Annotated in this window: 15 protein-coding genes; 8 read left to right on the forward strand and 7 right to left on the reverse strand. The window is 67.5% G+C overall.

The window, feature by feature from the left end; all coding sequences use genetic code 11:
- From B9N75_RS04495 to B9N75_RS04520, 6 genes are read left to right on the forward strand one after another with little or no spacing between them, the layout of a single operon-like run.
- Nucleotides 1-1398 carry a spinster family MFS transporter gene (locus B9N75_RS04495; RefSeq protein WP_085217712.1) on the forward strand — a complete coding sequence of 466 codons (1398 nt, stop codon included), beginning with the start codon at nucleotides 1-3 and terminating at the stop codon, nucleotides 1396-1398.
- Nucleotides 1395-1913 carry a limonene-1,2-epoxide hydrolase family protein gene (locus B9N75_RS04500; protein ID WP_085217713.1) on the forward strand — a complete coding sequence of 173 codons (519 nt, stop codon included), beginning with the start codon at nucleotides 1395-1397 and terminating at the stop codon, nucleotides 1911-1913. The genes B9N75_RS04495 and B9N75_RS04500 overlap by 4 nt, the downstream gene beginning before the upstream one ends.
- Nucleotides 1914-1927: 14 nt before the next feature.
- Nucleotides 1928-2461, forward strand: a complete 534-nt coding sequence (locus tag B9N75_RS04505) for a nuclear transport factor 2 family protein (protein ID WP_085217714.1) — start codon at nucleotides 1928-1930, stop codon at nucleotides 2459-2461.
- On the forward strand, nucleotides 2461-3225 hold the full coding sequence (locus tag B9N75_RS04510) for an SDR family oxidoreductase (protein ID WP_085217715.1): 765 nt from the start codon (nucleotides 2461-2463) through the stop codon (nucleotides 3223-3225). The genes B9N75_RS04505 and B9N75_RS04510 overlap by 1 nt, the downstream gene beginning before the upstream one ends.
- Before the next feature lie 26 nt (nucleotides 3226-3251).
- Nucleotides 3252-4052: a DUF1295 domain-containing protein gene (locus B9N75_RS04515; protein WP_172840809.1), complete on the forward strand. Its 801-nt coding sequence runs from the start codon at nucleotides 3252-3254 to the stop codon at nucleotides 4050-4052.
- Nucleotides 4053-4064: 12 nt separating this feature from the next.
- Entirely contained in the window at nucleotides 4065-5771 is a 1707-nt protein-coding gene (locus B9N75_RS04520; RefSeq protein WP_085217716.1) for a class I adenylate-forming enzyme family protein, read from the forward strand.
- A gap of 3 nt (nucleotides 5772-5774) precedes the next feature.
- Here the strand turns inward: B9N75_RS04520 and B9N75_RS04525 are convergent, their stop codons facing one another.
- From B9N75_RS04525 to B9N75_RS04535, 3 genes are all read right to left on the reverse strand, one after another.
- A complete protein-coding gene (locus B9N75_RS04525; protein ID WP_197685134.1) occupies nucleotides 5775-6638 on the reverse strand; it encodes a winged helix-turn-helix transcriptional regulator in 864 nt (287 codons plus the stop codon).
- 237 nt (nucleotides 6639-6875) lie between these two features.
- Entirely contained in the window at nucleotides 6876-8057 is a 1182-nt protein-coding gene (locus B9N75_RS04530) for an LL-diaminopimelate aminotransferase (protein ID WP_085217718.1), read from the reverse strand.
- A 42-nt stretch (nucleotides 8058-8099) separates the two neighbouring features.
- Nucleotides 8100-8792: a glutamine amidotransferase-related protein gene (locus tag B9N75_RS04535; protein WP_085217719.1), complete on the reverse strand. Its 693-nt coding sequence runs from the start codon at nucleotides 8790-8792 to the stop codon at nucleotides 8100-8102.
- Nucleotides 8793-8891: 99 nt separating this feature from the next.
- Between B9N75_RS04535 and serS the strand changes: the two genes are divergently transcribed.
- Complete coding sequence (gene serS / locus B9N75_RS04540; RefSeq protein ID WP_085217720.1) at nucleotides 8892-10151, forward strand: serine--tRNA ligase; 1260 nt, start codon at nucleotides 8892-8894, stop codon at nucleotides 10149-10151.
- A gap of 445 nt (nucleotides 10152-10596) precedes the next feature.
- Nucleotides 10597-11289, forward strand: a complete 693-nt coding sequence (locus B9N75_RS04545; RefSeq protein WP_085217721.1) for an alpha/beta fold hydrolase — start codon at nucleotides 10597-10599, stop codon at nucleotides 11287-11289.
- Here B9N75_RS04545 and B9N75_RS04550 read toward each other — a convergent pair.
- Genes B9N75_RS04550 through B9N75_RS04565 form a run of 4 tightly spaced genes read right to left on the reverse strand, consistent with a single transcriptional unit; the run spans nucleotide 11286 to nucleotide 15235 of the window.
- Nucleotides 11286-11678, reverse strand: a complete 393-nt coding sequence (locus tag B9N75_RS04550) for an acyl-CoA thioesterase (protein ID WP_085217722.1) — start codon at nucleotides 11676-11678, stop codon at nucleotides 11286-11288. The genes B9N75_RS04545 and B9N75_RS04550 overlap by 4 nt on opposite strands.
- Entirely contained in the window at nucleotides 11675-12082 is a 408-nt protein-coding gene (locus tag B9N75_RS04555; protein ID WP_157123693.1) for an endonuclease domain-containing protein, read from the reverse strand. The genes B9N75_RS04550 and B9N75_RS04555 overlap by 4 nt, the downstream gene beginning before the upstream one ends.
- Nucleotides 12083-12137: 55 nt before the next feature.
- Nucleotides 12138-14180: a S9 family peptidase gene (locus B9N75_RS04560; RefSeq protein WP_085217723.1), complete on the reverse strand. Its 2043-nt coding sequence runs from the start codon at nucleotides 14178-14180 to the stop codon at nucleotides 12138-12140.
- On the reverse strand, nucleotides 14177-15235 hold the full coding sequence (locus B9N75_RS04565) for an NAD(P)-dependent alcohol dehydrogenase (protein WP_085217724.1): 1059 nt from the start codon (nucleotides 15233-15235) through the stop codon (nucleotides 14177-14179). The genes B9N75_RS04560 and B9N75_RS04565 overlap by 4 nt, the downstream gene beginning before the upstream one ends.
- Nucleotides 15236-15268: the final 33 nt, after the last annotated feature.

Raw genomic sequence — 15268 nt, forward strand, 5'->3', positions numbered from 1 at the left:
ATGACCACCGCGGCCGTCCCGCCCGTCTCCACCCGCCCCGCCGATTGGCCGAGCCCCGGCCGCGGCTGGTTCGCGGTCGGCGTGCTGACGCTCGGCTACACCGTCTCGTTCATCGACCGGACGATTCTCAGCCTGCTGATCGACCCGATCAAGGCGGACCTGCTGCTCAGCGACACCCAGATCGCCTTGCTGCAGGGCCTCGCCTTCGGGCTTTTCTACACGGTAATGGGCATGCCGCTCGGCTGGCTGGTCGATCGCACTTCGCGGCGCCGGGTGATCGGCATCGGCGTCACCTTCTGGTGCCTGATGACCGCCGCCTGCGGGCTCGCCCAGAATTTCTGGCATCTGTTCCTGGCACGGATGGGCGTCGGCGCGGGCGAGGCCTGCCTATCGCCCGGCGCGATCTCGATGATCGGCGATTATTTCCCGCCAGAACGCCGCGCCTTTCCGATCAGCGTCTATTCGATGGCGAGCGCGATCGGCGCAGGCCTCGCGCTGATGGTCGGCGGCGTCGTCATCGACATGGTCTCGCGCGGGCCGCCGGTCGCGCTGCCGCTGATCGGCGTGGTCGCGCCGTGGCAGGCGACCTTCGTCATCGTCGGCCTCGCCGGCCTCATCGTCGTGCTGCTGCTCGCCTTCGTCTCCGAGCCCGCGCGGCGCGACGCGGTGGTCAAGGAGGCGCCCGGCGAGGGGCTGGTCGGCCACCTCAAGCGCTATCCGGCCTTCCACCTGCTCCACCTCGGCGGCATGGCCTGCTACACCATGCTGATCTACGGCGTCCTTTCCTGGATGCCCGCCTTCTTCATGCGCACCTTCGCCTGGACGCCGGGCGAGGTGGGGATGCGCTACGGGCTCGTCGTGATGATCTTCGGCGGCGCCGGCCTCAGCTTCGCTGGCTGGCTCTCCTCGCATCTCAGCCGCAAGGGCGTCGAGGCGGCGAGCCTCAAGATCACCGGCCTGTCGATCCTGCTGGTGACGCCGCTGCTGATCGCCGCCGGGCTCGCCTCGACGGGCTGGATGGCCGTCGCGATCCTTGCGCCCGCGATGCTGTTCTTCACCGCCTCCGGAGGGATCGCGGTCGCGGCATTGCAGGAAGCGGCGCCCGGGCGCCTCCGCGGGCGAGTCGCAGCGCTTTATTATTTCGTGCTCGGCGTCGTTGGGCTCACCGTCGGCCCGCTGACCGTCGCTTTGTTCACCGATTATGTGTTCGGCGATCCCAACGCGCTCGGCCCGGCGCTGGCGCTGACCGCGCTAGTCGTCGCGCCACTCGCCGGAACGCTCGTCCTGCTTTCGATCAAGCCGTTCAAGAGCGTCCTCGCCGAGATCAACGGGCTTGACGCCGGCCCAGCGATGGGCACACACTTGTTTAAAGAGACTGACTCGGAGCCCGCGCGATGATCGCGGGCCGGCGCACGGTAATGGCCGGCGCCGTCGCCACCGGATTTCTCGCCGCTTTGCCGGCGATGGCCAAGGAGAGGACAGGCATGTCGAAGAATATCGAAACGCTCCGCCGCGTGATCGCCGCCTGGCATGACGCCGACGTCGAGGGCGTGCTCGCCAACCTGCACGACGACATCATCTGGAACAATTCGGGCGGCATCCGCGCGCCGATCCGCGGCAAGGCAGTGATGCGCAAGACGCTGGAAGCGATGAAGGGGCGCATCCGCAACAACCGCTGGCGGCTGTTCGATGTCGCCGATTCCGACGGCAAGGTCTGGATGGAAGGCGTCGACGAGTTCGACACCGCCGACGGCAAGCGCGTCGCCATCCCCTATTGCGGGATCCTCGAATATGAGGACGGGCTCATCAAGCATTGGCGCGAATATTTCGACGGCCGCCTCCAGGAGATGCATGTGGCCGGCGAGCCGGTGAGCGAGCATGTCGAGGCGATGCTCGCCCGCCCGACGGTCTGACGGAGCGTAATGCGATGACCGACATGGCCCCCGAGATCCGCGCGCTTCTCGACAAGCAGGAGATCACCGAAGTCCTCAACCGCTACCTGCGCGGCGCCGACCGCGCCGACGTGGAGTTGATCGCCGACGCCTATCATCCCGACGCGATCGAGGATCATGGCGGCGTCTACAACGGCCCGGCGTCGGACTATGTCGCCATCATGGCGAAGGTGCTGCCCAAGGGCGGCATCATGAACCACCTCAACACCAACGTGCTGATCGAGCTCGACGGCGACAGCGCCATCGTCGAATCCTACATCCTCGCCTTCGCGCGGATGAAGAAGGAGGGCGAGAAGTTCGACACGCTCACCCTGGCGCGCGTCGTCGACCGGTTCGAGCGGCGCGACGGCAAGTGGAAGATCGCGCTCCGCCGCCTCGCCTGGGAATGGAATCACGAAATGCCCTTCACCGAGAGCTGGGGCCGCGGGATGATGTTCCCCGAAGGCACCGAACTGGTGCGCGGGGGCAAGAAGCCCGCAGACGTCCTTTATGAGATGAAGGCGGCCTGATGGCGACCGAGATCAGCGGCGCCACGGCGGTCGTCACCGGCGGCAATCGCGGCATCGGCGAAGCGTTCGTGCGCGCGTTGATCGGCGCGGGTGCTGCCAAGGTCTATGTCGGCACCCGCGATCCCGCTAATGCGGCGCATCTGGAAGGCGAGTTTCCGGGCAAAGCAGTCGCGATGCGCCTGGACGTCGCCAAGCCCGAAGAGATCGAAGCGGCCGCCAAAGCCGCGACCGACGTCTCGATCGTCGTCAACAACGCCGGCGCGTTCCTCAACCAGCGCCTCATCGCCGCCGACAGCATCGCTGCCGCGCGCGAGGAGATGGAGGTCAATTATTTCGGCCTGCTCGGCATGTGCCGCGCCTTCGCGCCGATCCTGAAGGCCAATGGCGGCGGCGCGATCGTCAACATCCTCTCGTCCGGGGGCCTCGTCGCCGTGCCGGCGATGGGCGGCTACAGCCCCTCCAAATTCGCCGCCCGCGCCGCGAGCACTTCGATTCGCGCCGAACTGGCGGGCCAGGGCACCAGCGTCAGCGCGCTCATCGTCGGGTCGGTCGATACCCGCATGGCCTCGCATGTCGCGGGCGCCAAGGAGAAGCCCGAGGATATCGCCAAGGTCGGCCTCGCCGCGATCCGCCGCGGGCTCGACGAGGTCGATACCGACCGGATGGCGATCGAGGTCCGCGCCCACAAGGCGCGCGACCCGAAGGCGCAAGAGCGCGCGCTCGCGCGGATGCTCGACATGGATGTGATTTCCACCGGCCGCTGAGCCGCTGGAGCGAAGGGGGAATGGCAATGATGGATGTCGCGGGCCTGCTGGCGGTGAACTTTGCGGTGGTGGTCGCCGCCTTCATCCTGCTGTGGATCGTCTGCACCGCGATCCGCGACGTGACGATGGTCGATGCCTGGTGGGCGGTCGGCATGGCACTGCTCGCGCTTACCACCTGGCTCCAGCTCGATGCGCCGGGCGAGCGCGCGACGCTGATTCTGCTGCTCACCGCCATCTGGGCGTTCCGCCTGGGCGGCTTCCTCTTCTGGCGCTGGCGCGATCACGGGCCGGACCGGCGCTACGTCAAGCTGCTCGCCAAGGCCGAGGCGAACAAGGGCTGGGGCTTTGCCAAGGCCTCGTTCCTGCTCGTCTTCGCGACGCAGGCGCCGCTGCAATTCATCGTCGCGCTGCCAGCACAGCTCGGCCAGATCCCCGCGGAACCCGCCGCGCTCGGCACGCTCGCTTATGTCGGCGCCGCCGTCGCCGTCGCCGGTATCCTGTTCGAGACGATCGGCGACTGGCAGCTCACCCGTTTCCGCAAGAACCCGGCGAACGAAGGCAAGGTGCTGAGCACGGGCCTGTGGCGCTACACCCGCCACCCCAATTATTTCGGCGATGCGATGGTCTGGTGGGGCATCTTCCTGATCGGCGCGGAGACTGCGCTCGGCTGGTGGGCGTTGCCGGGGCCGGTGCTGCTGACCTGGACGCTGATGAAGTGGAGCGGCGCGCCGACGCTGGAATTTCGGATGCGCAAGACGAAGCCTGATTACGTCCGCTATATCGAGACGACATCGGGCTTCGTGCCTTGGCCGCCGAAGCGCGTGTGACGGGAGGATAAGGTGCAGCTGACGCCGCAGCAGAGGATCGACGATTTCACCGCGCGCGGCTGGTGGGGTGATCTGACGCTCGACCATCTGCTCCAGCGCAACCGCGCGGAAGTCGGCGAACGGCTGGCGCTGGTCGACCCGATGAACCGCACGGCGCTCGATGGCCATGCGCCGCGGCGGCTGACCTGGGCGGAGCTGGGCGAAGAGGTCGATCGCGTCGGCGCCGCGCTGCTTGGCCTCGGCCTCGTCAAGGACGACATCCTCACTTACCAGACGCCCAACTTCGTCGACACCGTGGTGCTGGCCCTCGCCTGCTCGCGCATCGGCCTCATCATCAGCCCCGTCGTCATGCCCTATCGCGCGCATGAACTCGGCTATGTGCTCGATACCGTCCGGCCCAAGGCCCTCGTTACCGTCGCCCGCTTCGCCGGCCACGATCATGCGGCGATGGCGCTGGAGCTGTGCGCCGCGCGCGATTGCAAGGTGCTGGTGCTGGGCGGCGACGCCCCGGCGGGCGCGGTCGACCTAGAAGCTGCGATCGCCAAGGCCGATCCCGCGGTTGCCGCCGCCTATCACGACGCGCAACCGACGCAGCCCGGCGAAGTCTACACGATCTTCTGGACGTCGGGCACCGAAGCGCGGCCCAAGGGTGTGCCGCGCGACCAGAACCACTGGATCGTCAATGCCGAGATGGTCACCGAGGCGGCCGACATCCGCGAAGGCGAGGTGCTGCTCAACCCCTTCCCGCTCGTCAACATCGGCTCCTTCGGGCTGGTGACGCCCTGGCTGCTCAACCGCGGCACGCTTGTCCTCCACCATCCGTTCGACCTGCCGGTGTTTCTCGGCCAGATCGCCGCCGAGAAGGTCAATTACACCATCGCCGCCCCCGCGATCCTCAATGCGCTGCTCAAGACGCCCGGCCTGCTCGACAGCGTCGATCTCTCCTCGCTGCGCGCGATCGGTTCGGGCTCGGCACCGCTCAGCCCGTGGATGATCGAGGGGTTCGCCGATCGCTATGGAATCGAGGTGTGCAACATCTACGGCTCGAACGAAGGCGCCTCGCTGTTCAGCGACGCGCGGCAGGTGCCCGATCATCACGACCGCGCGCGCTTCTTCCCGCGCATGGGGGTCAAAGGGATCGACTGGCCGGGCAGTCGGTCGAGCGCAATGATCCAGACCCGGCTGATCGATCTCGACAGCGAGACGGAAATCACCGAGCCCGGCCGCCCCGGCGAGCTGCGCTTCCAGGGCGCTGCGACCTTCGGCGGCTATTGGGAAAATCCGGAAGTCACCGCCAATGCGTTCGACGCCGACGGCTTCTACCGCACCGGCGATCTGTTCGAGATCGCGGGCGACGGGCCGGACCCGCGCTTCTACCGCTTCGTCGGCCGCTGCAAGGACATCATCGTGCGCGGCGGCGTGAACATTTCGCCGGCCGAGATCGACGATCTCCTCGCCGGCCACCCGGAGCTCAAGGAAGCCGCCGTCGTCGGCCTCCCCGACGAGCGGCTGGGCGAGCGGATGTGCGTCGCCGCCGTGCCGCAGGAGGGCGCCGCACCGACGCTCGATGCAATCACCAGCTTCCTCGCTGACCAAGGCGTCGCCGTCTTCAAGCTGCCCGAGCAGATCGTCATCGTCGACGCGCTGCCGCGCAACGCGATGAACAAGGTCTCGCGCCGCCACCTGCGCGAGACGGTGATCGAGATGCTGGCCGGCTGAGGCTCAGACCAGCCCGGTCGACTCCGGCACGATCTCTTCGCCGCACTGATCGCAGGTGATCTTCGTTTCGAGAATCGCGCCGCACGGCTTGTGCCGGTGCACTTCCGGCGGCCCCGCTTTGGCCAGCCAGCGATCGCCCCAGCGCACCAGCTCGAGGATGATCGGAAAGAGATCGCGGCCCTGTGCCGTCAGCCCATATTCGAACCGCTCGGGCCGCTGCTGGTAGGGACGCCGGTCGAGCACGCCGAGATCGACGAGCCGGGCCAGCCGCTCGGAGAGGATGTTGGGCGCGACGCGCAGGCTCTCCTGCAATGCGTTGAAACGCTTGAGGCCAGTGAAAGCAGCGGCGATGGTGTGCGCGGTCCAGCGATCACCGAGCACCTCGATCGCGCGCTCCAGCATCTTCTGGTTGGCGGTAAGGTCGCCGCGATCGACGACCGAGCGGCGCTGCACCCGCGGCGGCTGCGGCGGATCCCAGCCCGCCCCCGGCCCCGGCTCGGCGCTCACCTCGCGCGCATCGACTTCGGCGTTGCAGGTGCGGCAGCGCAATTCGGGCGTGCAGAGTTTGCCGCAACTGTGCACCAGCCGGTGCGCCGGAATGTCGAGATCGAGGAACCAGCGCTTCTCCCAGCGGGTGATCATCATCGCCGCGCCGAACAGGTCGGCGCCGCGCTCGGTCAGCCGGTATTCCTCGCGCGGCGGTCGGTTCTGGTAGCGCCGCCGCTCGAGCACGCCGCCCGCCTCGAGCCGCCGCAGCCGATCGGTCAGCATCGAGCGCGCCATGCCGGTGCGGCCCTGGAAATCCTCGAACCGGCGCACCCGCTGGAACGCCAGGTGCAGGATCATCAGCGCCCAGCGATCGCCCACGATATTGAGCGCGCGCCGCGCCGAATTGGCTGCGATCCCCGCACTCTCACTCTTCGCCGCCCCGGACAGACCCGCCCCCTTTTGCCGGCACTCTTATGCAAGCCAGTCGGCCCTCTGATAAACGATGCCGCGCGGATAGGAAGCCGAAAGAAGATGCGCCGCCATTATTTCCCGCAGCGCGTCACCGGCAAGACGGGCGCAGGACCGTATCGAGTAAACCGCAAGTGCGCAGCCCGCCTAGTCGGCGCTGGCGAGGAACTTCTTCACGGCGCGCGCCGCCTGGCGCAGCCGATGCTCGTTCTCGACGAGCGCGATGCGGACAAACCCCTCACCTTCCTCGCCGAATCCCACGCCCGGCGCGACCGCAACCCCCGCCTCGGCGAGCAGCCGCTTGGCGAACTCCATCGACCCCAGATGGCGGAACGGCTCTGGGATCGGCGTCCAGGCGAACATGCTGGCTTCGGGCTTCTGGATCTCCCACCCGGCGCGGCCGAAGCTTTCGATCAGGCAGTCGCGCCGCCCTTTGTAGAGTGCGCGGTTGTGTGCGACGATGTCCTGCGGCCCGTTGAGCGCCGCCACCGCCGCCGCCTGCACCGGCGTGAACGCGCCATAATCGAGATAGGATTTGACCCGCGCGAGCGCCGCGATCAGCGTCGGATTGCCGACCGCGAAGCCGATCCGCCAACCCGCCATCGAATAGGTCTTGGACATCGAGGTGAACTCGACCGCCACCTCCTTCGCCCCCAGCACTTCCAGGATCGAGGGCGTCGGTGTGTCGCCGAAGTAGATTTCGGCATAAGCGAGGTCGCTGATCACCCAGAGCTTATGTTCGCGCGCGAAATCGACCACCTTCCGGTAGAAATCGAGATCGGCGACATAAGCTGTGGGGTTGGACGGATAGCCGATCACCAGCACCGTGGGCTTGGGCACCGTGTAGCGGATCGCGAACTCCAGCCGGGTGAAGAAATCCGGCCCCGGCGCGGCGGGGATCGATCGGATCGCCGCGCCCGCGATGATGAAGCCGAACTGGTGGATCGGATAGGATGGGTTGGGCGCCAGCACCACGTCGCCGGGCGCGGTGATCGCCTGCGCGAGATTGGCCAGCCCCTCCTTCGATCCCAGCGTCACGATCACTTCGCTGTCGGGATCGAGCGCGACGTCGAAACGGCGCTGATAATAAGCCGCCTGCGCGCGACGCAGCCCGGCGATGCCCTTGGAGGCCGAATAGCGGTGCGCGCGCGGATCGCGGGCGACTTCGGCGAGCTTCTCGACGACGTGCGCCGGCGGCGCCCCGTCGGGGTTGCCCATGCCGAGATCGACGATGTCTTCGCCGCGTGCCCGCGCCGCCGCCTTCATCGCGTTCACCTCGGCGAACACATAGGGCGGCATGCGGCGGATGCGGTAGAAATCGTCGTTCATGCGGCCGTTCCTGCGCGAGCGTCCGCGCCGGAGCAAGCGCGATTATCGGGTGCCCGGCTCCGTTAGGAAGCGGCGGATCCAGCCCGCGACGCGCGTCTCGTCGTTAGGCGCGGCAAGGCTGGCGATCGCGCCGTCGGCATCGGGAATGCGCTCGCGCCGGCTGTCGTAGAGCGCGGCGGCAAACCCCGGCGCGAACTCGGGGTGGCATTGCATCGACAGCGCCTCGTCGCCCCAGCCGAGCATTGCGTAAGGCGTGAATTCGCACGACGCGAGCACCTCGGCATCGGGCGGCGGCGCGACGACTTGGTCCTGATGCGACACCGCTATGGCGATCGGCGCTGTGCCGTCCATCCACGGCCGCTCGGCCAGCATGTCGTAGCGGTGAAGGCCGACGCCCCAGCCCTTGTCCGATTTCTCGACCCGGCCGCCGAACGCCTCGGCCATGATCTGATGGCCGAAACAGATGCCGACCAGCTTCGCGACCCCGCGCGCATCGCGCAGGAACTGCTTCAGCGGCGCGATCCACGGCAGATCGTCGTACACGCCGGCGGACGATCCGGTGATGACATAAGCCGGATGCGCATCGGGCGCGGCCGGCCAGTCGCCTTCCGCAACGCGATAGGCGGTCGTCGTGAACCCGGCACCGAGCAGCGCGGCGATCATCGCGTCGTAGCGGCCGAAGCGCTCCGCGAGCGCGGGCGGCGGATCGCCGGTAACGAGGATGCCGACATGCATGGCGCATGCTTTCGCCGCTGCGCCACCGCCGCGCAAGTGCTTGCACCCTGTGACACCGCGCCGTAACCGGGCGCCCGATCCCAACGCAAAGGTCCGCTCGTGCTCAGCCTGCCGTTCATCCGCGACAACCGCGCCGTCGTCGAGAAGGCGATCGCCGACAAGAATGTCTCGCTGGACCTCGACGCCTTGCTAGCGCTCGATGGCGAAGTGCGCGGCCTCAAGACCGAGATCGACGAGCTCCGCCGTCAGCGCAATGCGATCAGCGACAGCTTCAAGACCGCCGACCCCGCCGAGCGCCCCGCGCTGGGCGCGAAGGCCAAGGAAATGGGCGCGAAGACCTCGGAGATCGAGGCGGTGCTCGCCGACAAGCAGGCCGCGCTCGATGCGCTGATGCTGCGCCTGCCCGGCATTCCGTGGGAGGGTGCGCCGGTCGGCCCGGACGAAAGCGCCAACACGATCGTCCGCCAGGAAGGCGCGATCCCGTCGTTCGATTTCGAGCCGCGCGATCATGTCGCCTTGCTCGAAATGAACGACTGGGCGGACCTGTCGCGCATCGTCAACGTCGCCGGCAGCCGCATGTATGCCCTCAAGGGCCGGCTCGCGATGCTCGAGCAGGCGCTGATGTTCTGGGCGCAGCAGCAGCTCGCCGCGGAAGGTTTCACGACGATGACGGTGCCGGCGCTAGCCCGCCCGCAAGCCTTCGTCGCGACCGGCCATTTCCCCGGCCATGAGGAAGAGGCCTATGCCGTCCCCGCCGACGATCTCTACCTCGCCGGCACCGGCGAGATCGCGCTGACCAGCCTCCATTCGGGCGAGATTCTCGAATCCGACAAGCTGCCAATCCTCTACGCCGGCTATTCCCCCTGCTTCCGCCGCGAGGCGGGCAGTGCCGGGCGCGACGTGCGCGGGCTTCTCCGCGTCCACCAATTCTACAAGCTCGAACAATATGTGATCTGCGAAGACGACGATGCCGTCTCCGCCGAATGGCACGCCAGGCTGCTCGCCAATGCCGAGATGCTGCTGAAGGCGCTCGAAATCCCCTATCAGGTGATCGAAGCCTCGACCGGCGACATGGGCCTCGGCAAGTTCCGCATGAACGACATCGAGAGCTGGGTGCCGAGCCTTGGCAAATATCGCGAGACGCATAGCTGCTCGACGCTGCACGACTGGCAGGCGCGCCGCGCCAACCTCCGCTGGCGCGACGGCGACCGCAAGGTCCGCTTCGTCCACACCCTCAACAACACCGCTCTGGCGAGCCCCCGCATCCTGGTGCCGCTGCTCGAAAACCATCAGCAGGCGGACGGCCGGGTGAAACTGCCCAAGGCCCTGCAAGGCCTGATGGGCGGCGAGTTTCTGTAATCTCTCCGTCCTTGCGAGCGCAGCGAAGCAATCCAGCAATACCAAAAAATCCCGCGCGAGTTCTGGATTGCCGCGGCACTACGCGCCTCGCAATGACGATGGTCGCCTAAAGCCCCTCCCCTTGATGGGGAGGGGTTGGGGTGGGGTGGCGTATCCGGAAAGTCACGGACTGCATTGATACCACCCCCACCCAACCCTCCCCCATCGAGGCGGAGGGCTTTGACTCGACGATGTCCTACACCGCGAATTTCTGCGATAGTCCGCGCGTCCGGCTCTTTCGCATCGTCCGCTGTCCGTCCAACGATGGCCTCGTCCCGAGAACCCCCATGGTCACTGCGAACATTGGGAACATTCGCGCCCCGCCGCTGCGTTTGACGCCTCGGATCAACGGGGAAAACCGCCACCCCCTTTTGAATCCTGAAACCAAAATGTCATATTAGGCGACATGGCAACCCTGCCCCTCGATCCCGATCATCGCGCGCCGCCGCTGCGGCTGTTGCTGCGCGAAGGGCTTGCGATCGCCGCGCGGCTGTGGCGCGCGGTGGGGCCGCTGGGCGAACGCGGGCCGACCGACGGTCCACGGCTGATGGTGCTCCCAGGCTTCCTCGCCAACGATCACACCACGCTCGGCCTGCAACGCGCGCTGGCAGGCGCGGGCTATCGCGTCACCGGCTGGGGCCTCGGCATGAACCGCGGCGCGACCGCCGACATGCTCGATCGGATTGTCGCGCGGCTCGAGGCCTTCGGCGGCGGCGCTCCCGTCGTCCTCGTCGGCTGGAGCCTCGGCGGCGTCTTCGCGCGCGAAGTGGCGAAGCTCCGCCCCGATCTCGTCGCCAAGGTCGTCACGATGGGATCGCCCTTCTCCGGCGATCCACGCGCCAACAACGCCTGGCGGATCTACGAGCGCGTCGCCGGCCATCCGGTCGATCACCCGCCACTGGCCGTCACGCTCGGCGACAAGCCGCCCGTGCCGACGCTCGCGCTCTGGTCGCGGATGGATGGCGTGGTCGCGCCCGCCTGCGCGCGCGGCACTGCCGAGGAAAGCGATCGCCAGGTTGAGCTCTCGTGCAGCCACATGGGCTTCGGCGTCAGCGCCCGCGCCTATCCGGCGATCGTCGCCGCGCTGCGCAGCTTCTAGGCGAGGAAGGCGGCTGCGACTTCGGGCGGCACGCGCAGCGGCCGGCCGGTCGTCTTGTCGAGGATCGCCCAAGTCGTCCGCGCACGGACCTTCACCTTGCCGTCGGCGCCGGTGAATTCCATCAGCCGGTCGAACCGCGCGCCCTTCGGCGGGTCCGCCACCCACGTCCGCCCCGTCACCGTCTCGCCGGGCAGCGCGGCGCGCAGATAATCGATCTCGTGCCGCGTCACGACCCAGACATGGGCATCGGCATATTCCGCCGGCGCGATCGCATACCAATGCGCCGTCGCCACATCCTGGATCCACCGCACCCACGCGGCATTGTTGACATGCCCCAGCTCGTCGATGTCGCCCGGCTGCGCCGTGATGGAAAGCTCGAAGGGGGTCAAGAAATCCTCCCTGAAGGGGAGGGGGACCGCGCGCAGCGCGGTGGAGGGGTAGAGCGGCCGCCGCAACGCGCCACGATCTCCACCGTGACCGCGTCGGCATCCGCCAGCACCTCAGCGGCGGTCACGCGAACCGTCGCGATGCCCTGTTCCGCAAGCCAAACGTCCCGTGCCGCGTCCCGCTCCCGAGCCGTCACGCCGTCATGTGCCATCCCATCCACCTCGATCGCCAGCCGCGCCGCATCACAATAGAAGTCCAGTACGAAGCGGCCACAAGGATGCTGGCGCCGGAACTTCCATCCGCCGGGCCGCAGCCGCAATCGCTGCCAGAGCAGCACCTCGGGCAAGGTCATCTTGCGCCGCAGCTTGCGGGCGTTGGCGACGGCAGGCTTCGTCGTGCTCAGCATGGCCCCTCCACCGCGCTCCGCGCGGTCCCCCTCCCCCGGCAGGCCGGGGGAGGATTTATCCGATCTGCGTCAGGATGAAAGCATAGGCTTCGGCGACTTCGCGCAGGCTCTCCCAGCGGCCCGACTTGCCGCCGTGGCCGGCGCCCATGTTGATCTTGAGGAGCAGCAGATTGTCGTCGGTCTTGGCGGCGCGGAGCTTCGCCGCCCACTTCGCCGGCTCCCAATAAGTGACGCGCGGATCGTTGAGGCCGCCGGTGATCAGCATCGGTGGATAATCCTGCGCCTTCACATTGTCGTACGGGCTGTATGACCGGATGAGATCGAACGCCGCCTTGTCGAGGATCGGGTTGCCCCATTCGGGCCATTCGCCCGGCGTCAGCGGCAGCGTGTCGTCGAGCATCGTCGCGAGCACGTCGACGAAGGGCACGTCGGCGACCACTGCGCCCCAGAGGTGCGGATCGGAATTGGAAACGACGCCCATCAGCTTGCCGCCCGCGCTGCCGCCCTGGATCGCGATGCGGCCCGGCGCGGCATAGCCCGCGGCCACCAGCCCGTTCGCCGCATCGACGAAATCACGGAACGTGTTGGTGCGCTTCTCGGCCTTGCCTTCGAGGAACCAGCCGTAGCCGAGATCGTCGCCGCCGCGGATGTGCGCGATGGCGCAGGCATAGCCGCGATCGAGCAGGCTGAGCCGCGCCGTCGAGAAGCTCGGCGGGATGGCATAGCCGTAGGCGCCATAGGCGTAGAGGTAGAGCTTGCCCGTCCCGTCACGCGCGAAGCCCTTCGGATAGACGATCGAGACCGGCACCTGCTTGCCGTCGCGGGTCGGCAGCATCAGCCGCTCGGTCGCATAGCCGTCGGGATCGTAGCCCGACGGCACCTCCTGGACCTTGAGCACCTCCAGCCGGTCGTCCGCCGGGTGGTAATCGTAGACGGTCAGCGGCGTCACCATCGACGAATAGCCGATGCGATAGGCGGCGGGCGCGAACTCCGGGTTGCTGCCGAGGAAGGCGGTGTAGCTCGCTTCCGGAAAGGTCACGCGCCGATCGCCGCCGTCATATCCGCGCAGCCGGATCTGATCGAGGCCGTGCAGCCGCTCCTGGATCACCAGATGGTCGCGGAAGGCCGAAACGCCGCGGATATAGACGTCGTCCGATCCCGCGATCACCGTCCGCCATGCGCCGGGATCGGCAACCTCGGCTTCGGCGAGGCGGAAGTTGATGTGATCGTCATTGGCGACGATCCACAGCTTCCCGTGCGCGGCATCGGCCGAATAGGTGACGTCGGCGGCGCGGCGGCGGACGAGCACCGGCGGCGCGGCGGGATCGTCGGCCGGCACGAAACGCAGTTCGGTCGAGGCATTGTCGCCGGTGCCGATGAAGATGAGGCTGCGGTCGTGGCTGCGCGATACGCCGACCGAAAAGCCCTTGTCCTCACTCTCTTCGTATAGCGTCGTCGCGGCACCGGGCGCATCGCCGATGCGGTGCAGCCGCGCGCGGTAGCTGCGCCACTGCTCGTTCACCTCGGTGAAGACTATCGCAGCGGAGTCGCCCGCCCACACCGGCGCGCCGATGCCGACTTCGGTGACCGTCTCGATATCCTCGCCCGACGCGAGATCGCGGATGCGGAGCTTGAACCGCTCCGATCCGTCGTCGTCGATCATCGTTGCGGCGAGCCGTCCGTCGGGGCTCACCTCCAGCGCGCCGAGGCGGAAATAGTCCGCCGCCGCCGCTTCGGCCGGCTCGTCGAAGATCAGTTGATCGGCGCCGCCCGCCACCGGCCGGCGATACCATTTGCGATATTGCGCGCCGGCATCGAACGCCCACCAGTAGAAATATTCGCCGTCACGGACGGGGACGGAGGAATCATCCTCCTTGATCCGCCCCTTCATCTCCTCGAACAGCGTTTCGACGAGCGCGGCATGCGGCGCCATCACCGCATCGAAATAGGCATTCTCCTCGCGGAGATAGGCGAGGACTTCCTCGTCCTCGACCTTCGGATAGCCCGGATCGCGCAGCCAGTGATACGGATCGTCGATGGTGACGCCGTGGCGTTCGTAGCTATGCGGGCGACGGGCGGCGACGGGCGGCTTGATCATGCGACCTTCAGCGAGTTCATATCGATGACGAAGCGATATTTGACGTCGCTCTTCAGCATCCGCTCATAGGCGTGGTTGATCTCGTCCATGTCGATCATCTCGATGTCCGAGGTGATGCCGTGCTTGTGGCAGAAATCGAGCATCTCCTGCGTCTCGCGGATGCCGCCGATCAGCGAGCCGGCGATCGAGCGGCGCTTCATCACCAGATTGAACACCGCAGGCGACGGGTGCGGCTCGGCCGGAACGCCGACCAGCACCATCGTGCCGTCGCGCTTCAGCGCGGCGACGAAGGGATCGAGATCGTGCGGCGCGGCCACGGTATTGAGGATGAAGTCGAACGTCCCCGCGGCCGCCCGCATCTGGTCCTTGTCGCGGGAGACGATCACGTCCTTCGCGCCGAGCTTCAGCGCATCGTCGCGCTTGTCGGGCGAGGTGGAGAAGACGGTGACGTCCGCGCCCATCGCCGCGGCGATCTTGACGCCCATATGGCCGAGCCCGCCCAGCCCGACGACGCCCACCTTCTGCCCCGGCCCGACCTTCCAGTGGGCGAGCGGTGAATAGGTGGTGATGCCTGCGCAGAGCAGCGGAGCAACCGCGGCCAGATCCTTTTCGTCATGGCCGATGCGCAGCACGAAATCCTGATCGACGACGATGTGCCGGGTGTAGCCGCCGTGCGTCGGCCCGCCGAGCACCGGATCGGTGCCGCCATAGGTGCCGACGAAGCCGCTGCCGGTGCAATATTGCTCCTCGCCGTCCTGGCACGACGGGCAGGTGCGGCAGCTATCGACCATGCAGCCGACGCCGACCGCATCACCGACCTTGAAGCCGTCCACCTCGCCGCCGACGGCGGTGACGCGACCGACGATCTCGTGCCCCGGCACGCACGGATAGACCGTGCCGCCCCATTCATTGCGCGCGGTGTGGAGATCGGAGTGGCAGACGCCGCAGAAGGCGATGTCGATCGCGACATCGCGCGGGCCGGGCTCGCGGCGCTCGATGGTCATCGGCTCCAGCGGGCGGTCGGCAGCCTCGGTGCCATAAGCTTGCGTCTGCATCGGCGGGTCTCCTGTGCGTGGGGTCAAGCCGAT

This window comes from Allosphingosinicella indica (assembly GCF_900177405.1).
Classification (GTDB): Bacteria; Pseudomonadota; Alphaproteobacteria; order Sphingomonadales; family Sphingomonadaceae; genus Allosphingosinicella; species Allosphingosinicella indica.